Origin of the sequence: Devosia sp. 2618 (assembly GCF_040546815.1) — a bacterium.
Lineage (GTDB): Bacteria > Pseudomonadota > Alphaproteobacteria > Rhizobiales > Devosiaceae > Devosia.
The window spans coordinates 139,375-160,248 of record NZ_JBEPOO010000001.1 but is presented as its reverse complement, the minus strand read 5'-3'; the positions used below and the strand labels follow the sequence as shown (position 1 = coordinate 160,248).

Genomic DNA, 20,874 nt, shown 5'->3' with positions numbered 1-20,874 from the left:
CGATCCTCAGGCCCATTCAATCTCGTGCGGTTTGTGCCGCGATCAGTCGTCGGCCGGATGGTCAACCATGCCCAGAGCAGCCATGTAGAGTTCCAGGATTGCTTCCTGCTCCATGCGCTCATTGGCGTCCTGCTTGCGGATCGTCACGATCTTGCGCAGGATTTTGGTGTCGAAGCCGTTGCCCTTGGCTTCGGCGTAGATTTCCTTGATGTCGGCAGCGATCGCAGCCTTTTCTTCTTCCATGCGCTCGATGCGCTCGATGAACGCCCGCAACTGGTCCTGTGCAACGCTGTCTTCGACGGCCATGGCATAATCCTCTTGTTCTGTGGCCCCGTTCAACCTTACCCCGCGCTGCGGTTCAACACTTTTGTGGTCCAATCCACATGGCTGAAGGGTGCATACCCGCAATTCGGTCAAATCACGGCTTTAGCCATTGACCAATGCGTCACCATGGGCTCAAAGAAGGCACGTTTTCCGATGTTTGCTGGCAGAAAATTGCATATCACCCGTCTCGGCATGACCCTGATCGGCGCGATGCTCGCAAGCCTCGCATTTTTCGCGACGCCTGCCCGTGCCGATCTGCGCATCTGTAATGAAACCAGCAATCTGGTTTCAGTGTCGCTCGGCTATCGTGCCGACCGCGGCTGGATGAGTGAAGGCTGGTGGCAGACCCCACCCGGCGATTGCCGCGTGCTCTATCAGGGCGACCTGCAGCGGCGTTTCTATTACATCTTCGCGGTGGACGACATTGCTGGCGGCGCCTGGGATGGCGCGGTTTTCATGTGCACACGTGACGAAACCTTCACAATATTCGGGGTTGAGGATTGCCTTGCTCGCGGCTATGAGCGAACCGGCTTCTTTGAAATCGACACGCAAAACCGCACCGACTGGACTTTGCAACTGACCGAGAATGCAGCAGGCCCAGCCGTGGTTGGTCCCGATGCGAGTGAAGATCTGGAAGACCCGACATTCCTTGTCGATCCGGACAACGTCGACACCGACGAGCCTCAGGATGACATAACGACCGAAGAAACGGACACGCAATGAGACGCATGAGACGCGCAAAGATCGTCGCCACTCTTGGCCCCGCCAGCCACGAAGAGAAGATGATCGAGGAACTGGCCAAGGCCGGCGCCGATGTGTTCCGTATCAACATGAGCCATGCCAGCCACGAAGTGCTGCATCAGACCGTGGCGCGCATCCGCGCGGTCGAGGCACGTCTCAACCATCCACTCGGCATCCTGGTCGACCTTCAGGGTCCCAAGTTGCGCGTCTGGAAGTTTGCCGAAGGCGCCGTCAATCTGGTCGCCGGCCAGAAGTTCACGCTCGACAGCGACAAGAACGACAACGGCAATGCCGAGCGCGTTTACCTGCCCCATCCGGAAATCATCGAGAGCGTTTCGGTCGGTGACCGTCTCTTGCTAGACGATGGCAAGCTCGCGCTCAAGGCGACTAAAGTCGGTAATGGCTCGATTGAAACCGAAGTCATCTATGGCGGCCGCCTCAGCGACAAGAAGGGCGTCTCGCTGCCAGACACCCTGCTGCCCACCGGCGCACTGACCGAAAAAGATCACGCCGATCTGCTCGAAGGCCTCAAGGCCGAAGCCGACTGGATCGCGCTCTCCTTCGTCCAGCGTCCCGAAGACATCATCGACGTGCGCAAGATCGTTCAGGGTCGCGCCGGCGTCATGGCCAAGATCGAAAAGCCACAGGCCATCGATCGCCTCGAAGAAATCATCAAGCTGTGCGACGCCATCATGGTGGCACGTGGCGATCTGGGCGTTGAACTGCCGCTCGAAACCGTTCCCGGCCTGCAGAAGCGCATGATCCGCATGGCCCGCCGCTATGGCAAGCCAGTGGTCGTCGCCACCCAGATGCTGGAATCGATGATCACCGCACCGGTCCCGACCCGCGCCGAAGTTTCGGACGTTTCGATTGCCGTGTTCGAAGGCGCCGACGCCATCATGCTCTCGGCCGAGTCTGCGTCCGGCGCCTACCCCGTCGAAGCCGTTGCGACCATGAACAAGGTTGCCGTGGCCGTTGAAGGCGACGCCAACTATCGCGGCATCATCCGCGCTGCCCAGACCGAACCCGAAGCCACTGCCGCCGACGCCATTTCGGCGGCGACGCGCCAGGTTGCCGAAACGCTCGATCTGGCCGCTATCGTCACCTATACCGCATCCGGTTCGACCGGCATTCGCGCCGCCCGCGAACGGCCCAGCAAGCCGATCATCGTGCTGTCGCCAAACATGCGCACCATCCGCCGCATGTCAGTGGTCTGGGGCGTGCACTGCGTGCAGACCGAAGATGCCGTATCGCTCGAAGACATGGTCGACCGCGCCTGCGTCATTTCCTATCAGGAAGGCTTTGCCCGCCCCGGCGACCGCATCGCCATCACAGCCGGCATTCCGCTGGGCACGCCCGGCGCCACCAACATGCTGCGCATCGCCTTCGTCCGCCAGGACGGCGCTGGCTCCAGCTAAGCCTTGGCGATCACCCCATAAAAAAGGCCCGCGCAAGCGGGCCTTTTTTTCGTTCCGTCAGCGTCGCGTTGAAAACACGCGATCAGCAATGCGACTATTGCTGCGCCCCACAATGCCGGGGATCAGCAGGGCATCAATCAGCCACCACAGCGCCACCGCGAACCATAAAAAGCCCAACAGGCCAAACGACACGAATGTCAGCACCAGTGTCACCGCGGACAGCGCCAGCATGATAATCCCGCTCACCGGCCGCCCGAGATAAAACCGATGCGCCCCGACATAGCCAAGCAGCGCCCATAGCAGATAGGCAACGAGCAGCGATTTCTTTTCGATATCATATTGGGCCGAAGTGCGGTCCATGGTCATGTAAGGTTCTCCATTCGCCCCATGAAATGGGTACCCCCGCCCCCAGTTCAAGAGTTGGCCGCGAGACAATGTCCTGGCGCGGAGGCCCCGGCCCACATCATGTCTCCCTTGTCGACCTCGTTTAGGATCGTAGCATTGTCGAGCAGTCTTAACAGAAAGCTTTATCGCAGGCCTCGCGTGCGGACCCAGACGAGAAGGGCTAAACCGCTGAAGCCGGCGCCCAGTGTCACCACACCCGGCCAAGCGGCCATGGCGAAGGCCAATGTCGATGCAGCAGCGCCAAGGGCGCTGCCGAAGGAATAGAAGACCATGTAGCCGCCTATTAGGCGGCTACGCGCCTCAGGGTGTCGCCCGAGGATAATGCTCTGGTTGGTGACGTGGACGGCCTGCACGGCGAGGTCGAGCAAAATGACACCAACAAGCAGCAAGGGGAGCGACGTCGGTAGAAATGAGATGGGAACCCAAGATACGAGCAGTATGGCGAGTGAAACCCCGGTCACGCGTTGCCCCAGGCCACGATCGGCGAGCTTGCCCGCAACTGTTGCAGCCATAGCGGCCACCACACCGACCAGCCCAAACAGGCCTATCTGGGTGTGTGAGTAGGAGAACGGCGCGGCGCTCAATGGCAGGACAAGCGCCGTCCAGAATGTGCTGAATGCTGCAAAGATAAGAAAGGCGAGAACGCCACGGAGCAAAAGAACACGATCGTGCAGAAACAGGGCCGGAATGGATCGCAGCACAGCCGTGTAATCTTCATGCCCCACCCGATAGCCTTTGCGCGGGAGAACACGCACAAGCAGGGCGACGGTCACCGCCGTCAATAAGGCGGAGGTTAGGTAAACCGCCCGCCACCCACCCATGTCGGCCAGTAGGCCGGCAAAGAAGCGAGCGGCCAGAATGCCGATGACGATGCCACTCGTCACGGCGCCGACAGCCTTGCCCCGCTCGGCCGCCGTTGCCAAACTGGCAGCGAGTGCGACCAGCACCTGTGCGACAACGGCCAGCAGGCCGACAGCTGCCAAACTAGCCAGCAGGATTGCTTCCGTTCTCGCTGTGGCAACGCCGATCAATGCCAAGACCGATAAAGCACCTTGGGCGAGGAAGAGTCGGCGTGGCGGGATCAGATCGCCCAAAGGGACGAGGAAAATCAGCCCTAGACCGTAACCAACCTGTGTGAGAGTGACGACGATGCCAACCGATGCGGACGACATCCCGAAGTCTCGGGCTAACGTATCGAGCAGGGGTTGTGCGTAGTAGATGTTTGCTACGCTCAAACCGGCAGCGATGGCAAAGATCAGAGTGGTGATCTTCCCCAGTCCGCCGGCCGACGCGGGCTTGGCGCCCGCTATTAAGCCATGGTCCATGACAAATCCTCGGAAACAAATTCTGGTTCCAAGTTAAGACCACTTGTGCCGCTCGATTTCTAGTTCTAAGTTAGAACCAGTTCTGGCAGATCCATAGGTAGGTCATGGTTAAGCGCATCAGCTTTGGAAATGTGGATTGCCCGGTTGCAAGAGCGCTCGACGTAATCGGAGACTGGTGGTCATTGCTGATCATACGAGACGCCCTCGATGGCGCCCGACGGTTTGGTGAATTTCAGAATGGGTTGGGAATCGCCAAGGGCATGCTTTCCACCCGATTGCGCAATCTGGTGGAAAGCGGTGTTCTGGAAATGGCACCTGCCTCAGACGGCAGCGCCTATAGGGAATACGCCTTGACCGAAAAAGGGCGGGGACTTTTCCTGGTTATCGTTGCGTTGCGTCAATGGGGTGAAGACCACCTTTACCAAATCAATGAGCCTCGATCCTTGCTGGTCGAGACGGAGACAGGGGCCCAAGTAGCGCGTTTGGAACTGCAAGCGCAAACGGGTCGACCGATGACCTGGAGTGATACCCGGGTGGTAAGGCCGGCGAGTTAGCGATGGGAACGCTCACACTGCCGATGCTGTCACTGGCTTGGAAAGTTCGGCCTTCGACCTTTCTGCAACCGACCCGCGATGTCAGGCTGAGTGACACGACGGTAAAAGCCGCCACTCCGCCTTCCACCCGATTTGACCATCAGCAAGGCTATCCACAATCGTGGCTTGTAACACCTGATCTCCAAAAATCGACCAAGCCAGCTTGCGCTTTACTTTCCAGAACCTGACCTGCACCACCATCCGAAAGTATTCGCCCGCAAAATCACTCTTGCACACAGCAAATTTCGGGCGTAATTGACAGCCATCGCGAAAAGCGACTGCTTCCCTAGATCCGTTCAGTAACGGAGTAAGAAGGTGGACGAATTATCGTCCAGGCAGTCAAGCACACGCCATTCATGCAATTTCTGGCATGGATCGGCCAGCGTTCCCAAAACATCAATGCCTGACTCGTCGGGCTATTCCGCAAGCATTGGCTCCACTGGGGCTGCGTGTTTGCGCTGATCGGAACACGCTCATGAATAAACCACTCATCGTCATCTTCACCGCCATTGTGCTCGACGCCGTCGGTATTGGCCTTATCTTCCCCATTCTGCCGACGCTGCTCGAGGACGTCACCCACGCAGACAATGTCGCGACCTATATCGGCATCATGGCGGCGCTCTATGCCACCATGCAGTTCATCTTCGCGCCGGTGCTCGGCTCGCTCAGCGACCGCCTCGGCCGCCGCCCGGTGCTTTTGATCTCGCTCGGCGGCGCCGCCATCAACTACCTGTTCCTGGCCTTCGCCCCCAGCCTTTGGCTACTGCTGCTCGGCCGCGCCATTGCCGGCATCAGCAGTGCCAACGTCTCGGTGGCCACCGCCTACATCACCGACATTTCGCCCGAAGATAAGCGCGCCAGCCGCTTCGGCCTGTTCAACGCCATGTTCGGCATCGGCTTTATCATCGGCCCCATTCTCGGTGGCCTGCTCGGCGACTATTGGGTCCGTCTCCCCTTCATCGCTGCCGCCGTGCTCAATGGCTTTAACCTCCTGCTCGCCATCTTCGTGCTGCCAGAATCGCGCAAGCCAGCTGGTGGCACGATCGATTTCGCCGCGCTCAATCCGCTCCGCCCCCTGCGCTGGATCTTCACGGTCAAAAGCGTGCTGCCCATCGTCTTTGTCTTCTTCATCTTCAGCGCCACCGGCGAAGCCTATGGCACCACCTGGGCGCTGTGGGGCAAGGATACATTCGAGTGGAATGGCCTCTGGATCGGCCTGTCGCTGGGGGCCTACGGCGTCTGTCAAGCGCTGGCCCAGGCCTTCCTGCCCGGCCCGGCCGTCAAGCTGCTCGGCGAACGCGGCGCCATCCTCACCGGCATCGCCTGCGCCTGCATCGCGCTGACCGTCATGGCCTTCGCCACCCAGCCGTGGATGATCTTTGCCATCATGCCCATCTTTGCCCTTGGCGGCATTGGCGTGCCAACGCTGCAATCGCTGGCCACCCGGCAGGTCGATGAAAGCCTGCAGGGCCAGTTCCAGGGCGTTCTGGCCTCGGCGCTCAGCCTCGCCTCGATTATCGCGCCACTGTTCTTTTCGAGCTTCTACTTCGTGGTCCGCCAACAATGGCCCGGCGCCATCTGGCTCACCGTCGTCGCCGTCTACCTCATCAGCATTCCGCTGATCCTCGGCCTTCGCTTCAACACACCCAAGTCGAGCGTCCAGCCGGCCTGACCGCATTTCGCAACCTGGGCGCCCTGTCCGGCGCGCGGGATCTTATGACGCCATCCCAAGCATGGCCCTTGTCTGGCAAGATCGCGCTCCCTAGCTGTAGGGCGCACCACCATTCACACAAGAGTTCAGGATCATGAGCGACTTCAACGATCAGGTTATTGCCGACTTTAACAAGAGCGGCGGGAAGCCCGGTGGCTACTTCGAAAATGCTCCCGTGCTGCTGCTCCATGCCATCGGCGCCAAATCAGGCCTTGAGCGCACCCAGCCCCTGATGTTCCTGCATGAAGGCCATGGCCCCTGGTTCGTTTTCGCCTCCTATGGCGGCGGTCCGAAGGACCCGGCTTGGTTCCACAATGTCGTCGCTCAGCCCGATTTCGACATTTCCGTTGGCGATGGCACCACCATCGAGCGCATCCCCGTGCATGCCCGCGTGCTCGAAGGCGATGAGCGCGACACCGTTTACACCAGACAGGCCAGCCTCTTCCCCCAATTCGCCGAGTACGCCGAAAAAACCACCCGCGACAGCATTCCTGTCGTCGAGCTGACCCGCCGCTAATCTCCAAAGCAAAAGGCCCGCTTCACCATCGAAGCGGGCCTCTTTGATTGTCTCCGTCGTCGGGCGACTAGCCCTCTGCTCGTGGCTCCGTCGCCTCGGCCTTGGCGCTGGCTTTGCTGCTGATCGCCACCACCGACAATGGCCGTCCTGCCTTGGTCGCTTCGGCCTGCGCAGACGCGCTGCTCAACCGCCCCTTGTCGCTACGCGCCACTTCAAGCTGCCCCTTGAGCTGAGCGCCCTCGGTCTTGAGCTGGCGAATATCGGCCCGCGCAATTTCAAGGTTTGAGCGTAGGAAGTCGATCTCGCGCTGATCCGCCTCGGTGCGCACGCCCTGCTCGCGGGTCAACACGTCCAGATCGCGCTCCAGCGCGGTCTGCGTATTGGCGCCATTGTTGAGCTTGGTCACCACATCGTCGAGCTGCAGCGCCAGCGCGCGACGAGCCGTTTCGCTCTGCGTTGCTGTGGCGCGCAGCTTTTCAAGCGCATCGTTGAGCCGTCCGGCCCGTGCTGTCGCATTGGTCACGTCGGTCTTGGCCCGACGCGTTTCGTTGCGCGAGGCCTGCAGTTCTTCTTCCACAGCAGTGCTGCGGCTATGGGCCGTTTCAAGCAGCTTTTCGAGCAAAGCGGCCTTGGACGTCAGCGCCTCAAGCCGTGTCGACAGCTGCGAGATTTCCAGCGTGCTGCTGGAGCGCAGCGTATCGAGTTCTTCGCGCGTCTTGCGATGGCGCGGTGCCTGTTCGGCGGCGTCGAGCTTGAGCGTTTCGATCGCCGCAGTCAGGTTCGCCACCAGCGTGCGGTTCTCTTCCACTTCGCTGCGCAGCTGCGTGTTGGAGCTGACCAGCGCCGCGTTTTCGCGGGCCAGCGCATCGATCTGCTTGCCCGACGTTTCGATGTCGATAGCCCGGGCATCGCGTTCCTGGTCCAGCGCCTCGCGCATGGTCAGCAGCTCAGCGCCACGCGCATCGAGTTCTTCCTGCGTTTGGGTCAGATCAGCCTGGCTGAGTTCAAGCTGAGCCGTCTGTTCGGTCACCTCGGTTTCGAGTGTCCGCAGGCGAGAATCCGCGGCCTGATAGCGCTCAGCCTCAGTCTCATAAAGCGTGCGCATCTGCGCCAGATCGGACGTGCGGGAATCAAGGTCCGAGCGGTGCTGCACCAGCTGGGCATAGATATCGCGGTTTTCAGCGCTCAGCGTTCCCGCCATGCCTTCAAACTTCCGGCGGGCCGAGGCCTCGTCTTCCAGCAGCGAATTGACCCGCGAATGCTCGATCCGTAACTGGCCGAGATCGGTCAGCGTCTGGCCATAGCTGCTGACCAAAGTGGCTGCGCTGTCGTTGATGTCTTTGATCTGGATAAGCAGATCCTGGGAGAACTGCTGGTTCTTCTCGACGAACGCCCCAAAGGCCCCGTTGTGGTCGATGCCAATATCGGGCGGACTGACGAAGGTCGGGGCTGGAGCGGGCGCAGTCTGCTGCACCACGTCAACCCTTGGTGCTGCCTCCGCCTCTGTTGTCTTCTTCTTCCCCCAGTTCCCGAATACAGAACTTGATGTCACAACCCGCCTCCCAGTTACCCCGCGTAATCAGCGGGCCACGAGAATCTCTTATTAATCTTTTGTTAATTTGTATAGTTTGAATGGCGATGTATTCATCAGAAATCCGAATATAGTCCGAGTTTTAGGACCTATGTCCTTATGATTACTATATCAAGCAACATCAAGAAAACAACGCACACCACAAACATTGCAAGCCAGCCAACAAGGTCTAGCCGAAAAGCTGACTGCGGCTTGCTGGCTGGACCATCTGGCCGACCAACGAAAGCCCCGCCACCCCGACACAGCGGAAAGTCGTGCTCAGCAGCATTAGACATGATCGGGATCTGGCTCTATCGGCCAAGGCGGCGGTCGCACCAAACGCGAGCGGCCAGAAACAACAAAGCCCGCTTGCGCGGGCTTTGAAAGTCGTCAATGCGGATCGGCTTAGCCCTGACGGGCCTTGAAGCGCTTGTCCACCTTGTTAATGATGTAGACCCGGCCGCGACGGCGGACGAGCTTGTTCGCGCGGTGGCGAGTCATCAGCGCCTTCAGCGAGTTACGGACTTTCATCGGTCAATCCTTGAGTCAAACAAAAGAGGCGCCAAGGCGCCCGGAAACTTGGGGGCATACATATGGAAAATGACTTTGCCTGTCAACGCGCAACGGACCGAGAAATCACCTCACCGCGTCGGTTTCCCCCAATTGCATTATGCGCGCCCGGTTAACCGCCTGTAGTCAAAGCTAAGTTACTGTCTCCGATGGGAAATATACCTAGGGATACGCCTGGTGGGCAAAGAGGAAATCACCCGCAGCGGGGTTCTGATCGCTGATCGCTCCACACATATGACATCGCTTGTGGCACAGATGCTGCGCAATCTTGGCCGCAAGGACATCCGCGAAGCCACCGATGCCAATCAGGCCATGATCGAGCTCAAGCGCCGCAATTATGAGGTGCTGATCATCGATGATGCGCTCGACGGCATGGATGGCGTGGCTTTCACCCGCCAGTTGCGCGCCTGGACAGAGTGCGAAAACCGGTTGATCCCCATCATTATGATGAGCTCCGCGCCCGATGCCAAGCGCATCGCCGAGGCCCGCGATGCCGGCGTCACCGAGTTCCTGCGCAAGCCCTTCGCCTCCAATCACCTGCAAACCCGCCTAACCAGCATCGCCGCCAATCCGCGCGGCTTTATCGAGGCCGGCGAATACAAAGGCCCCGATCGCCGTCGCAAGACTGTCGATGTCGAGCAAGACCGCCGCGACGCCGCCAGGGCCAGCAAAGCCAGCTAGTCGCCCCGCAATCGACGTCATCAGGGCTTCACACGTCGCCCCTACTGCACGGGCTCGTTCTGGAGCCCGTGATGCACAAGTTCATGCTGTCGCTTGCCTTTGCCGCGCTCGCCGTGCCCGTTCTGGCGCAGCCCGCCCCTGAGGCCATCACTCTCAAGGTGATGAGCTTTAATGTCTGGTATGGCGGCGAGAATGTGAATCAGGCGGCCATTGCCGAGGTCATCCGCACCTCCGGCGCCGATATTGTCGGCCTGCAGGAAACCGACGGCAATCTGGCCCGCCTCGCGGCTGCAACGGGCCTTGTCTATTACGACACCCGCCGCAACATCATCTCGCGCTTCCCCATTTTCGATCCAGCGCTGGGCGAGCGCACCCAGGCCGGCCCGGGGCTTTATTCCATGCCCTCGCTCGATAGCAACGCGGTCCATGCGCTGATCGCGGTCGCGCCCGGCCAGGTCATCGCCATGGCCAATACCCATCTGACCAGCAATCCCTATGGCCCAGAAGCGGTGCGCGACGGCGAGCCGCTCGACGCCATTCTGGCTATCGAAGCCGAAACGCGCCTGCCGGAAGCCCAAAGCCTTGCCGATGCGCTGGCCCCCGTCATTGCCAGCGGCCTGCCGGTCTTCCTCACCGGCGATTTCAACGTGCCGTCGTGGCGCGACTGGACCGCCGAGATGACGGCAATCCGCCCGGAAGTGAAATACGCCGTCGATTGGCCGGTCAGCCGCGTCATGGAACAGGCCGGCCTCACCGACAGCTATCGCGCCGTCTATCCCGATGCCGCCCAGCGGCCCGGCCTCACCTGGACCCCCGGCGCGCCCTATCCGTTGCAGCCCGATGACGGCACCCATGACCGTATCGACTATGTCTGGAGCGCCACGGCAAAACCGGTCAGCAGCGAAATCTTCGGCGAAGTCGGCGGCCCCGATGTCGATGTCGGCTTTGCGCCCTATCCGTCCGATCACCGCGCCGTGCTGACCACGTTTGAAGTCACGCCCGCGATCGCGCCCGGCATGATCGCCGTCGAACCGCCCCGCATCGTCGATGGCCAGAACTTCATCCTGCGCGCCAGCATTCCCGGCCTGGGTCTGTGGTCTGGCGTCGTCGTGCCCCGCGGCGGCGATGCGACGACAGATGGCCTCACCGGCATTGCCAATGTCGGCCAGAGCGACCGCCCGACCATCAAGCTCTCGACCATTGGCTTGCCACCCGCGCCCTATGATGCGGTCTTGCTTGATGAATCCGGCGCCGAACGTGCCCGCACGCGCTTCACCGTAGTGCCCGCCGAAAACCGCGCCACGCTCAGCCTCGACAAAAGCCAGTACACCACTGGCGAAGCAATCACCGCCAGCTGGACCAGCGCCCTTGGCCTGCGCTTTGACTGGATGGCCGTCTATGCCCTGCCCGCGCCCGATGTCTATGATTACGGCGGCTACATCTATACCGGCGCCCGCGTCGACGGCAGCCAGGTGCTCGATGCCGACACACTCGGCGACCTGCCGCCGGGCCGTTATGAGCTGCGCCTCTTTGCCGATGACAGCTACGTCACCCAGGCCGCAGCACAATTTGAAATCACCGCGCCCTGAGGCGCGGTGAAAAACATGTCAAACGCCCAGCACCGCAACTTCGGGCACTTCGATTTCGCGCCAGCGATGGCAGGCCACCAATCGGCTATTGTCGATCATTTCCAGCGGCGGCCGCGTCTCCGCACAGAATGGCTTGGCGAAGCGACAGCGCGTGCGGAAGGTGCAGCCCGATGGCGGATTGATCGGCGATGGAATTTCGCCTTTCAGCGCGTCGATATTGCGTAATCGCGCCAGTTTCGGATCGGGGATCGGCACCGCCGTCAGCAGCGCCCGCGTGTAGGGGTGCTTGGGATCGTCATAGATCTCATCACCCGTCGCCAACTCCACGATACGCCCCAGATAGAGCACGAGGATGCGGTCCGACACGTGCCGCACGACGCTGAGGTTGTGCGAGATAAAGATCAGCGTCAGCCCGAACTCATCCTTGAGCTCGGCCAGCAGGTTCAAGATCTGCGCCTGGATCGACACGTCGAGCGCCGATACCGGCTCGTCGCAGACGATCAGCTTGGGCTCGGTGATCAGCGCCCGGGCAATGCCGATACGCTGTGCCTGCCCGCCCGAAAATTCGTGCGGATAGCGGTTGATCATTTCCGGCAGCAGCCCGACCGATTCCATGGTCTTGAGCACGCGCGCCTGCCGCTCGATCTTGGTCAGCTCAGGGCGCAGGGCACGCAGCGGATCGGCGATGATCTCGCCCACCGTCATGCGCGGATTAAGCGAGGCCAGCGGGTCCTGGAAAATGATCTGCAGGTCGGCGCGACGCTTGCGCATTTCCTCGGCGGGCAGCTTGGTCAGGTCCTGACCCAGCCACAGCACCTGCCCCTCATCGGGGCTGAGCAATTGCAGGATGCAGCGTCCGAGCGTGGACTTGCCACAGCCGCTTTCGCCCACGATGCCGAGCGTCTCGCCCTTGCGGATCGAGAAGTTGATATCTTCCAGTGCCGTCAGCGTCAGCGGCCGACTAAGCAGGCCGCTCGACAGCGAGAAGGTCTTCTTGAGATTTTTGATCTCGAGCAGATTGACCGGGGTCTGGTTCATCACGCCACCTTCCCATAGGCCATCGGGCCATCATAGAAACACGCCTTCTGGCGGCCATTGCCGGTATCGGTCAGCGGCGGCCGCTCGACCAGACACCGGTCGAACGCAAAGGCACACCGGGGATTGAACGAGCAGCCCTTGGGCAAGTGTTCAAGGCTGGGCGGCAGGCCCTGGATTGGGTCAAGCCGCGCCGCGCGATGAGCAATGTGCGGCGTCGAATGCAGCAGCCCCAGCGTATAGGGGTGGCGCGGATCGTAGAACAGGTCGTCGACCGTGCCCTTTTCCACTGCGCGTCCGCCATACATCACCATCATGCGGTCAGCCACACCGGCCACCACACCCAGATCGTGGGTGATGATCACCAGCGACGTGCCGAAATCGTCGGTCAGTGTCTTGAACAGGTCCAGCATCTGCGCCTGCACTGTCACGTCGAGCGCCGTGGTCGGCTCATCGGCGATCAGGATTTTCGGCTGGCACAGCAGCGCCATCGCAATCATCACGCGCTGCCGCATACCGCCTGACAGTTCATGCGGATAGGCATTGGCGCGTTTAACCGGTTCGGGGATACCGACACGCTCCAGCATTTCGATGGCCGTGCGGATAGACTTGGCCTTGTCGAACCCGCGATGCTTGACCAGCACCTCGGCCAGCTGGGTTTTGACCCGCAGACTGGGATTGAGCGAGGTCATCGGGTCCTGAAAGATCATGGCAATGTCTTTGCCGCGTATCTTGTCGAGCCGCGACTTTTCCATACCAACGAGGTTTATGTCGCCAAACATCGCCTTGCCGCTGGTGCGGCCGTTTTTGGCGAGCAGCCCCATGATGGACAAGAACGCCTGGCTCTTGCCGGAACCGCTTTCGCCCACCACGGCAAGGGTCTCGCCTGCTTCGAGCGAGAAGTTGAGATCATTGACCGCGCGCACCTCGCTCTCATGCAGAGCAAAGGTCACGCCGAGGTCCTGAACGTCGAGAACTTTGGTCATCAGCGATCCTTCGGGTCCAGCGCATCGCGCAAACCGTCACCGATATAGGTGAGGCACAACAGCAACGTCACGAGCACGGCGGCGGGGGCGATCAGCATCCAGGGCAGCACTTCGGCCACCGGCGCACCGGCGGAAATCAGCGTACCCAGCGAGGTCTGCGGCTCCTGCACACCAAGGCCCAGATATGACAGGAAGCTCTCGGCGATGATGATTTCGGGAATGGTCAGCGTTGCATAGATCACCACGGGCCCGGTCAGGTTGGGCACAATGTGGCGCATGATGATGGTGAAAGGCTTTGCGCCGCCGGCCTTGGCCGCTTCGACGAATTCCTTTTCCTTCAAACTCAGCGTCTGCCCACGAACAATACGCGCCATGGTCAGCCACTCAATGGCACCAATACCGACAAACAGCAGCACTGGGTTACGCCCGAACATGACCATCAGGATGATCACAAAGAGAATGTAAGGCAGCGCATACATCACGTCGACGATGCGCATCATGATCGCGTCGACCCGGCCACCGTAATAGCCGGCCACCGCGCCATAGACGACGCCGATCGACACCGAAACGAAGGTGGCGACAAACGCCACGATCAGGCTCATCTGCGTGCCCTGCAGCACGCGGGCCAGCATGTCGCGCCCGTTCTGGTCGGTGCCGAAATAGTGCCCGGCATCGAAGTTGGGCGGCTTGCGGATATTGCCCCAGTCGACCTGCGAATAGCCCCATGGCACGAAATAGGGCCCGATAAACGCCACCAGCACGATCAGGATAACGATGGCGATGGACGCCACCGCCGCCTTGTTGCGCACCAGACGCCGAATGGCGTCCTGCGTCAGCGAGCGGCCCTTGGGCGGGTCGAGCGTTTCGAGCTTTTTGGCGTACTCGGTGAGGACGTGGTCTTTTCCAGTGAACCCAGCCATCAGCGGTACCTCACCTTGGGGTCGAGCCAGGCATAGACGAGGTCGACGATGAGATTGAGCGCGAGAATGATGAACATGTAGAGGATGGTGGTTCCCAGCACGATGCCGTAGTCGCGGTTAAGCGCGGCTGTGACGAAGTATTTGCCGATACCCGGCAGGCCAAAAATCTGCTCGACGGCCAGCGAGCCGGTCAACAGATACGAGAGGCCCGGTCCGAGATAGGAGACGACGGGGATCAGCGCGGGCTTGATGGCGTGACGCGCCAGCACCAGCCGTTCGCCAATGCCCTTGGACCGTGCCGTACGCACATAATTGGTGCCCAGCACTTCGATCATCGAACCGCGCATCAACCGGCTGATACGCGCCGCATGCGGCCACGCCAGAACGGTCACCGGCAACACCAGATGCAGCCACGAGCCGTTGACCCAGCCACCGGCGGGCAACCATTTGAGATAAACGCCGAACCACAATTGCAGCAGCGCCGCCATCAGGAAGTTGGGCACCACGACGCCCAGCATCACGGCCAGCACCAGCACGTAATCTGGCCATTTGTTCTGGTTCACCGCCGCAACCATGCCGGCGATAACGCCAATGATGGTGGCGATGACGAACGCCGTCATCGCCATGGTCAGCGTGAACGGAAAGCCGATACGGATCAGGTCGGAAACGTTGAAACCATCAATCACCATCGAGGGGCCCAGGTCACCCTGGAACAGCCGCCCGATATAGATGAAATACTGCATGAACAGCGGTTGATCGAGATTGTAATGGGCGCGCAGGTTAGCCAGCACGGTCGGCGGCAGGGCGCGTTCACCATCAAAAGGACCACCCGGCGCCAGACGCAGGATGAAGAAACAGACTGTAACGGCGATCAGTGCAATCGGGATCGCCGACAACACGCGCCGAAAGGCATAGGCCAACATGTATTTGAACTCCTTGGCCGGAGCACCGGTGCGACAGGGGCCACTTGTGCTTCACGGACAAAAGAACCGTGGGGGCCATTTGGCCCCCACGATCTGATTTCTGGTCCGCTTATTCCGACTTCGAGAGCCAGCGGGTGCGGAAGATGTTCTTGGCGTTTTCTTCAAAGCCAGTGATCTTGGGCGACACGACGTCCTTGGACACGTACCAGTAGATCGGGATCGCGCCGAATTCGTCCATCGAGATCTGCTCGGCCTGGGCCAGCAGTTCGCCGCGCTTGACGAGGTCGAGTTCGGTCGAAGCCTCAACCAGCAGGTTGTCAAACTCTTCGTTCGAGTAACGGCCGTAATTGTTGCCCCAGTTCACGACGCCGTTCTGTTCAACGCCGGTCTTGAGCAGGTCAAGCGTGTTGGACGGATCGGAATAGTCGAGCAGCCAGCCGGCACGGCCGATTTCAAAGTCGCCGGCGCGCAGTGCGTCGTAGTGCACGGCGGTTTCAGCGTTGAACAGCTCGATCTTGATGCCAATTGGCTCCCACATGGCGGCGAGCGCCACAGCGATACGCTGGTGGTTGTCATTGGTGTTGTAGCGCAGCTGCAGGGTCAGCGGCTTGTCTGGACCATAGCCAGCGTCAGCCATCAGCTGCTTTGCATGCTCAACGCGCTCTTCATATGGCTGATCAGCCCAGGCAGGGTGATAGGCATCTGGAACGTAGTTGTTGGTGCCCGGAGGCACCCAGCCATAAGCTGGCAGTTCGCCGGTGCCCAGAATGTCTGGCCCGATCACTTCGCGCACAACGGTGGTCGACAGCGCTTCACGGATGCGGATGTCGGTCAGTGGACCCTTTTCCTGGTTCATCACGTAGTAATAAACGCCCAGGAACGGCACGACGTGTGCCTGGCCAGGCAGGTTGTCCTGCAGCCACTGATACTGGTCAGCCGGGAAGTCGGTCAGAATGTCGAATTCGCCCGCGCGGTAACGGTTGAGCGCTGCCGCCTGATCTTCCAGCACGTGGTAGAACACTTCGTCGATCTGCACATTGGCAGCATCGTAATAGGTCTCACTCTTTTCGGAGCGGACATAGGAGCCCGGCAGCCATTCCTTGATCGAATAAGGACCGTTGCTGACGATATTGGCAACCTTGGCCCAGTCATCACCGAACTTTTCCACCAGGTGCTTTGGCACGGGGTAAGCGGTGTAGTGGGTCAGCGCATCGAGGAAAAATGGCGTCGACGCGTTCAGCGTGATCTCAAGCGTCTTGTCATCGATCGCCTTGACGCCAAGCTGGGTCAGATCGGTGATTTCGCCCGAGTTGATGGCTTCCGAATTCTTGATCGGGAACTGCAGATAGGCATAGCCGGCAGCAGTTTTGGGATCGAACAGGCGGCGGAAGGCGAACTCGAAGTCGCCTGCGGTCACTGGCGTGCCGTCAGACCACTGAATGCCGTCGCGCAGGTGGAACGTATAAACAGTGCCATCCTCGGAGATTTCCCAGCTTTCGGCCTGGCCCGGAATGGCCTCGGCCTTGGCATTTTCAGTCAGCAGACCTTCAATGAAATCACCAACAACGCGGTTTTCCCAGTCGCCGGAAACCTTGTGCGGATCCAGCGATTTTGGATCACCACCGTTGTGCAGTTGCAGCGTTGCCGCCATGACAGACGTGCTCATCATCAGCGCTACGGCGCCGGCGGTTGCTACCGCAGTGAGGGTTTGCATGAGCTTCATTGTCGTCCCATCTCCTTGTGGAAGTCTCTGATCGTTTTTTGCCCGCCATCTTGGTGCAGCGGAGTTCAAAATTCGGTGGCAGGGTCATGAACCCGCCAACTTGGATGGACGGTATTACGCAAATCCGTCCACTGACAAGCAAAACATTGACCTAAGCGTCAAGCTTGCCCCGATTGTTAACAGGCTCTGAACTGGAGAAAAACAGCACGCCTTTGCGCGCGAAGGACAGGAATCGGAACGAAATACCCTCTATCCGAGCAATCCAGCCTGCTGCGCACCATAGATCACAAAGGCCAGCGCAAAAAACACCAGCCAGGTCATCCAGCCCGGCATTGGCTTGCGGGGTGGCTTGGGTTCGGGTTCTTTTTTGATGGGGCGAAATTTTACGACATTGTCGCTCATGCAGCGCTTTCAACCAGGGCCGCGACACCCATGCCGCCGGCCGTACAGACGCTCAACAAAGCGCGTTTTCCTGGCTCCGTCGAGAGCAGTTTGGCCGTCAGCCCCAGAATACGCGCCCCGGTCGCGGCAAACGGATGCCCATAGGCAAGGCTCGATCCCTTGACGTTGATCTTGGCCGGATCGACCTCGCCCATCACGTTGTCACGGCCCAGCACCGTCTTGCAGTATTCCGGGTCATTCCATGCCTTGAGCGTGCACAGCACCTGCGCCGCAAAGGCTTCATGCAGTTCGAAATAATCGATCTGGTCGAAGCTCAGATTGGCTCGCGCCAGCATTTCGCTGACCGCAATGGTCGGCGCCATCAGCAACCCTTCGCCATGCGCAAAATCATTGCCCGCAACCCGGCCCATGGTCAGATAGGCAAGGATCGGCAGGCCCCGTGCCCGCGCCCACTCTTCGCTCGCCAGCAGCACCGAACTTGCGCCATCCGTTAGCGGCGTCGAATTGCCCGCCGTCAGCGTGCCCAGCCCGCTCGACTTGTCGAAGGCAGGCTTGAGCGTCGACATCTTTTCGAGATTGGAGTCCGCCCGCACATTGTTGTCGCGGACGAGGCCCGCGCATTGCACCAGCAGATCGTCGTGAAACCCCTCGTCATAGGCCTTGGCGGCGTTCTGGTGGCTGGCCACGGCGAGCACGTCCTGCGCCTGTCGCGTAATGCCCCATTCGCGCGCCATCAGCTCGCAATGCTGGCCCATCGACATGCCGGTGCGCGGCTCGTTGACCGAGGGCGCCACTGGCGTCAGCTCACCAAACGAGAAGCCCTTGAACGCCTTGAACTTCTCGCCCGTCGAGCGCGCCTTGTTCACATCGAGCAGCCGATGCTGGAACTTGTTGCCGAACACGATCGGGCTATCGCTGACCGTGTCCGACCCCGCCGCAATACCGCTATCGATCTCGCCCGACGCGATCTTGGCGCCCAGCACCAGTGCGGCTTGCAGGCTCGTACCGCAGGCAATCTGCATCGTCGTCCCCGGCGTGCGCGGCGAAAACCCGGCATCGAGCGTCGCCTCGCGCGCCAGATTGAAATCGCGGCTATGCCCGATCACCGCCCCGGCAATCACCTCATCGATCTTTTCGCCCTTGAGCCCAAACTTGTCGGCCAACCCCGCCAACACCGTGCCCAGCATCGACAGATTGGTCTCCTCGACATAGGCCGTGTTCCCCCGCGCAAACGGAATCCGCGCCGAACCGACGATCGCGACTCTACGAAGTTCAGTCATTTTTCCTCCGGAAATTGGTTCTGGAATGCGTCAGGCCGAGCCGAGACAGGTGTTCGTCGAGCACCGGAGCGGAGCGGAGATTACTACGTGAGCACCGGAGCGCTGACGAACGCCTGTCGCAGGCCGGCATCACGCATTGCGGGACCGATTTCACGCCCGCCCATCCTTGCGCGCCTTGAGCGGCCCGCCGAGGAACGGCGCAAACCCCGTCCCCAAAATCACCCCGATATCCGCCATGCCCTCATTGGCCACCACGCCCTCGGCGACCACGACCTCGGTCGTATCCACCAGCGGCTTCACCAGCTCTCGGCCCAATCCAGCCAGATCGGCATGCGCCGGCACCTCGCCCTTTTGCGCCTTGCCATCCACCCATTTGTAAAAGCCCTCGCCGGTTTTGCGACCCAGCTTGCCCGCAGCCACCAGACCCGAAAACTTGCTCTCGACCGGCACGGCATGCCCGAGCTCGGTCGCGACCGACTTGCCGACATCGAGGCCCACCGTATCCATCAGCTCGATCGGCCCCATCGGCATCCCGAATGCCACCGCCGCCGCATCGAGCAATTCCTTGCTCTCGCCCGCCTCGACCCGCTGCACGGCGCCCAACATGTAGGGCATCAGCACCCGGTTCACGAGGAAGCCCGGTGCGGATTTCACCACCACAGGCGACTTGCCAATGGCCAGCGCAAAGGCCGCGCCCTTGCCGATTTCGGCATCGGTGTTGAACGTCGAGCGGATCACTTCCACCAGCGGCAGCTGCGCCACCGGATTGAAGAAATGCAGCCCGATCAGCCGCTCCGGTTGCTTGAGCTTTTCCGCAATCCGCTCCAGCTCAATGGAAGACGTATTGGTCGCCAGAATAGCGCCCGGCTTCAGCCTGTCTTCCAGCCCGCCAAAGATCGATTGCTTGACCTCGAGCTTTTCCACCACCGCCTCGATGATCACATCGGCCCGGCTCACGCCCTTGCCGGTCGGATCGGCCTCCAGCCGCAGCACCGCCGCGTCCACTTCGTGCTTTTTCTTGAGCCGCTTTTTAAACAGCGCCTTGCCGCGTTCCAGCGCCGGCTGGATGCGCTCCATATCGATATCCTGCAGCGTCACGCTCATGCCGCGCAGCGCGCACCACGCGGCAATATCGCCACCCATCACGCCCGCGCCGATCACGTGCACCCGCGCAAATTTCTGGCCCTTGCGACCCTGCTTTTTCAGCGCCTCGGAGGCAAAGAACACCCGGCGCAGATTGGTCGCCGTATCGCTGCCCATCAGCGGCACGAAGGCGTCGATCTCGCCCCGGATCATCGCCTGCCAGTTATTGCCGTGCTTTTCGAACAGGTCGATCAGCGCGAACGGCGCCGGATAATGCGCCTTGTTGGCCTTTTTGCCCGCCTGCTCGCGCATTTTGTTGGCCACGTAACCGCGCAGCGGCCCCATTGCCATCACCTTCTTGTAAAGCGCCGCCGGGCTCGCCTTGCGCTTCTGCAACACGGCCTTGCGCGCTTCCCAGCGCAGCATGTCGCGATGGCGCACCAGCTTGTCGACCAGGTTCAGCCCCCGCGCCGCACCGGCCTTGAGCATCCGCCCCGTCAGCATGATCCCCATGGCGTCAACCGGCCCAGCCTGCCGGATCGACCGACCCGTGCCGCCAAAGCCCGGAAAGATGCCCAGATTGACTTCCGGAAACCCGATCCGCGTCTTGTCGTCATTGACCGCCACGCGATAGTGACACGCCAGCGCCAGCTCCAGCCCGCCGCCCAGGCAAAAGCCGTGAATGCCCGCAACCACCGGGATCTTGAGCTTTTCGATCCGCGCAAAAAGCGCATGGGTGCGTTTCAGCGCCTCCGGCAGAACCGAAAAATCGCTCATTGCATCGAACTCGGAAATGTCCGCACCCGCAATGAAGCCACTATCCTTGCCACTGAGCAGGATGACGCCCACCAGCTCCCCGGTCTGCGCCAGTTCCTCGAACCGCGTCACCAGCGTTTCGAGCTCCATGACCGCCTCGCGGCTCAGCGTATTAACCGGCGCATCGGGCGTATCGATCGTCAGCCAGCCCAGATTTTCCACATCGCGGTGAAAGCTCCAGTTCCGGGTTGCAGGCATCACTGGCTGAATCATCATTGCTCCTCTCGCCACGCCCTCGTGGTTCGAGGGTCGCTGCGCTCCC

Annotated in this window: 20 protein-coding genes; 7 read left to right on the top strand and 13 right to left on the bottom strand. The window is 60.7% G+C overall.

The window, feature by feature from the left end; genetic code table 11:
- Positions 1 to 42 precede the first annotated feature (42 nt).
- On the bottom strand, positions 43 to 306 hold the full coding sequence (locus ABIE28_RS00745; RefSeq protein ID WP_354059203.1) for a DUF2312 domain-containing protein: 264 nt from the start codon (positions 304 to 306) through the stop codon (positions 43 to 45).
- Between the two features lie 12 nt (positions 307 to 318).
- Here ABIE28_RS00745 and ABIE28_RS00740 point away from each other — a divergent pair, with 12 nt between their 5' ends.
- Together ABIE28_RS00740 and pyk are read left to right on the top strand one after the other, a co-directional pair.
- The gene (locus tag ABIE28_RS00740; protein ID WP_354059201.1) at positions 319 to 1,047 is read left to right on the top strand and encodes a DUF1036 domain-containing protein; all 729 of its coding nucleotides are present in this window, start codon (positions 319 to 321) and stop codon (positions 1,045 to 1,047) included.
- Positions 1,044 to 2,483 (top strand): pyruvate kinase, encoded by a 1,440-nt coding sequence (gene pyk / locus ABIE28_RS00735; RefSeq protein WP_354059199.1) that lies wholly within the window; start codon positions 1,044 to 1,046, stop codon positions 2,481 to 2,483. Before ABIE28_RS00740 ends, pyk begins: the two co-directional genes overlap by 4 nt.
- A gap of 57 nt (positions 2,484 to 2,540) precedes the next feature.
- Here pyk and ABIE28_RS00730 read toward each other — a convergent pair whose 3' ends face one another.
- Both ABIE28_RS00730 and ABIE28_RS00725 read right to left on the bottom strand, forming a co-directional pair.
- Entirely contained in the window at positions 2,541 to 2,849 is a 309-nt protein-coding gene (locus ABIE28_RS00730; protein WP_354059197.1) for a TM2 domain-containing protein, read from the bottom strand.
- Positions 2,850 to 3,010: 161 nt separating this feature from the next.
- Positions 3,011 to 4,213 (bottom strand): MFS transporter, encoded by a 1,203-nt coding sequence (locus tag ABIE28_RS00725; protein ID WP_354059196.1) that lies wholly within the window; start codon positions 4,211 to 4,213, stop codon positions 3,011 to 3,013.
- 104 nt (positions 4,214 to 4,317) lie between these two features.
- Between ABIE28_RS00725 and ABIE28_RS00720 the strand changes: the two genes are divergently transcribed.
- From ABIE28_RS00720 to ABIE28_RS00710, 3 genes are all read left to right on the top strand, one after another.
- Positions 4,318 to 4,767, top strand: coding sequence for a winged helix-turn-helix transcriptional regulator (locus ABIE28_RS00720; protein WP_354059194.1), 450 nt, complete (start codon positions 4,318 to 4,320; stop codon positions 4,765 to 4,767).
- 514 nt (positions 4,768 to 5,281) lie between these two features.
- Complete coding sequence (locus tag ABIE28_RS00715) at positions 5,282 to 6,478, top strand: TCR/Tet family MFS transporter (protein ID WP_354059192.1); 1,197 nt, start codon at positions 5,282 to 5,284, stop codon at positions 6,476 to 6,478.
- Between the two features lie 133 nt (positions 6,479 to 6,611).
- Positions 6,612 to 7,034 (top strand): nitroreductase/quinone reductase family protein, encoded by a 423-nt coding sequence (locus ABIE28_RS00710; RefSeq protein ID WP_354059190.1) that lies wholly within the window; start codon positions 6,612 to 6,614, stop codon positions 7,032 to 7,034.
- A gap of 67 nt (positions 7,035 to 7,101) precedes the next feature.
- Here the strand turns inward: ABIE28_RS00710 and ABIE28_RS00705 are convergent, their stop codons facing one another.
- Together ABIE28_RS00705 and ykgO are read right to left on the bottom strand one after the other, a co-directional pair.
- Positions 7,102 to 8,508 carry a coiled-coil domain-containing protein gene (locus ABIE28_RS00705; protein WP_354059188.1) on the bottom strand — a complete coding sequence of 469 codons (1,407 nt, stop codon included), beginning with the start codon at positions 8,506 to 8,508 and terminating at the stop codon, positions 7,102 to 7,104.
- Positions 8,509 to 9,009: 501 nt separating this feature from the next.
- Positions 9,010 to 9,135, bottom strand: a complete 126-nt coding sequence (gene ykgO, locus ABIE28_RS00700; RefSeq protein ID WP_046139985.1) for a type B 50S ribosomal protein L36 — start codon at positions 9,133 to 9,135, stop codon at positions 9,010 to 9,012.
- A gap of 216 nt (positions 9,136 to 9,351) precedes the next feature.
- Here ykgO and ABIE28_RS00695 point away from each other — a divergent pair, with 216 nt between their 5' ends.
- Both ABIE28_RS00695 and ABIE28_RS00690 read left to right on the top strand, forming a co-directional pair.
- On the top strand, positions 9,352 to 9,855 hold the full coding sequence (locus ABIE28_RS00695) for a response regulator (RefSeq protein ID WP_354059186.1): 504 nt from the start codon (positions 9,352 to 9,354) through the stop codon (positions 9,853 to 9,855).
- A gap of 71 nt (positions 9,856 to 9,926) precedes the next feature.
- Positions 9,927 to 11,444, top strand: a complete 1,518-nt coding sequence (locus ABIE28_RS00690) for an endonuclease/exonuclease/phosphatase family protein (RefSeq protein ID WP_354059184.1) — start codon at positions 9,927 to 9,929, stop codon at positions 11,442 to 11,444.
- A gap of 18 nt (positions 11,445 to 11,462) precedes the next feature.
- Here the strand turns inward: ABIE28_RS00690 and ABIE28_RS00685 are convergent, their stop codons facing one another.
- The 8 genes from ABIE28_RS00685 to ABIE28_RS00650 form a co-directional block, all read right to left on the bottom strand.
- Positions 11,463 to 12,482: an ABC transporter ATP-binding protein gene (locus ABIE28_RS00685; RefSeq protein ID WP_354059182.1), complete on the bottom strand. Its 1,020-nt coding sequence runs from the start codon at positions 12,480 to 12,482 to the stop codon at positions 11,463 to 11,465.
- Positions 12,482 to 13,465, bottom strand: a complete 984-nt coding sequence (locus ABIE28_RS00680) for an ABC transporter ATP-binding protein (RefSeq protein ID WP_354059180.1) — start codon at positions 13,463 to 13,465, stop codon at positions 12,482 to 12,484. Before ABIE28_RS00680 ends, ABIE28_RS00685 begins: the two co-directional genes overlap by 1 nt.
- Positions 13,465 to 14,385 (bottom strand): ABC transporter permease, encoded by a 921-nt coding sequence (locus tag ABIE28_RS00675; RefSeq protein WP_354059178.1) that lies wholly within the window; start codon positions 14,383 to 14,385, stop codon positions 13,465 to 13,467. The genes ABIE28_RS00680 and ABIE28_RS00675 overlap by 1 nt, the downstream gene beginning before the upstream one ends.
- Positions 14,385 to 15,308: an ABC transporter permease subunit gene (locus ABIE28_RS00670; protein WP_354059177.1), complete on the bottom strand. Its 924-nt coding sequence runs from the start codon at positions 15,306 to 15,308 to the stop codon at positions 14,385 to 14,387. The genes ABIE28_RS00675 and ABIE28_RS00670 overlap by 1 nt, the downstream gene beginning before the upstream one ends.
- Before the next feature lie 109 nt (positions 15,309 to 15,417).
- Positions 15,418 to 17,022, bottom strand: coding sequence for a peptide ABC transporter substrate-binding protein (locus ABIE28_RS00665; protein WP_354066370.1), 1,605 nt, complete (start codon positions 17,020 to 17,022; stop codon positions 15,418 to 15,420).
- Between the two features lie 258 nt (positions 17,023 to 17,280).
- Entirely contained in the window at positions 17,281 to 17,433 is a 153-nt protein-coding gene (locus tag ABIE28_RS00660; protein WP_354059175.1) for a hypothetical protein, read from the bottom strand.
- Entirely contained in the window at positions 17,430 to 18,713 is a 1,284-nt protein-coding gene (locus ABIE28_RS00655) for an acetyl-CoA C-acetyltransferase (RefSeq protein WP_354059173.1), read from the bottom strand. The genes ABIE28_RS00660 and ABIE28_RS00655 overlap by 4 nt, the downstream gene beginning before the upstream one ends.
- A 150-nt stretch (positions 18,714 to 18,863) precedes the next feature.
- Positions 18,864 to 20,828 (bottom strand): 3-hydroxyacyl-CoA dehydrogenase NAD-binding domain-containing protein, encoded by a 1,965-nt coding sequence (locus ABIE28_RS00650; protein WP_354059171.1) that lies wholly within the window; start codon positions 20,826 to 20,828, stop codon positions 18,864 to 18,866.
- Positions 20,829 to 20,874: the final 46 nt, after the last annotated feature.

Bases quoted from the DNA above. Each gene is read 5' to 3' on its own strand.
- ABIE28_RS00745 (WP_354059203.1), bottom strand. From the start codon at position 306: ATGGCCGTCGAAGACAGCGTTGCACAGGACCAGTTGCGGGCGTTCATC.
- pyk (WP_354059199.1), top strand. From the start codon at position 1,044: ATGAGACGCATGAGACGCGCAAAGATCGTCGCCACTCTTGGCCCCGCC.
- ABIE28_RS00730 (WP_354059197.1), bottom strand. From the start codon at position 2,849: ATGACCATGGACCGCACTTCGGCCCAATATGATATCGAAAAGAAATCG.
- ABIE28_RS00725 (WP_354059196.1), bottom strand. From the start codon at position 4,213: ATGGACCATGGCTTAATAGCGGGCGCCAAGCCCGCGTCGGCCGGCGGA.
- ABIE28_RS00720 (WP_354059194.1), top strand. From the start codon at position 4,318: ATGGTTAAGCGCATCAGCTTTGGAAATGTGGATTGCCCGGTTGCAAGA.
- ABIE28_RS00715 (WP_354059192.1), top strand. From the start codon at position 5,282: ATGAATAAACCACTCATCGTCATCTTCACCGCCATTGTGCTCGACGCC.
- ABIE28_RS00710 (WP_354059190.1), top strand. From the start codon at position 6,612: ATGAGCGACTTCAACGATCAGGTTATTGCCGACTTTAACAAGAGCGGC.
- ykgO (WP_046139985.1), bottom strand. From the start codon at position 9,135: ATGAAAGTCCGTAACTCGCTGAAGGCGCTGATGACTCGCCACCGCGCG.
- ABIE28_RS00690 (WP_354059184.1), top strand. From the start codon at position 9,927: ATGCACAAGTTCATGCTGTCGCTTGCCTTTGCCGCGCTCGCCGTGCCC.
- ABIE28_RS00685 (WP_354059182.1), bottom strand. From the start codon at position 12,482: ATGAACCAGACCCCGGTCAATCTGCTCGAGATCAAAAATCTCAAGAAG.
- ABIE28_RS00680 (WP_354059180.1), bottom strand. From the start codon at position 13,465: ATGACCAAAGTTCTCGACGTTCAGGACCTCGGCGTGACCTTTGCTCTG.
- ABIE28_RS00675 (WP_354059178.1), bottom strand. From the start codon at position 14,385: ATGGCTGGGTTCACTGGAAAAGACCACGTCCTCACCGAGTACGCCAAA.
- ABIE28_RS00670 (WP_354059177.1), bottom strand. From the start codon at position 15,308: ATGTTGGCCTATGCCTTTCGGCGCGTGTTGTCGGCGATCCCGATTGCA.
- ABIE28_RS00665 (WP_354066370.1), bottom strand. From the start codon at position 17,022: ATGCAAACCCTCACTGCGGTAGCAACCGCCGGCGCCGTAGCGCTGATG.
- ABIE28_RS00660 (WP_354059175.1), bottom strand. From the start codon at position 17,433: ATGAGCGACAATGTCGTAAAATTTCGCCCCATCAAAAAAGAACCCGAA.
- ABIE28_RS00655 (WP_354059173.1), bottom strand. From the start codon at position 18,713: ATGACTGAACTTCGTAGAGTCGCGATCGTCGGTTCGGCGCGGATTCCG.
- ABIE28_RS00650 (WP_354059171.1), bottom strand. From the start codon at position 20,828: ATGATGATTCAGCCAGTGATGCCTGCAACCCGGAACTGGAGCTTTCAC.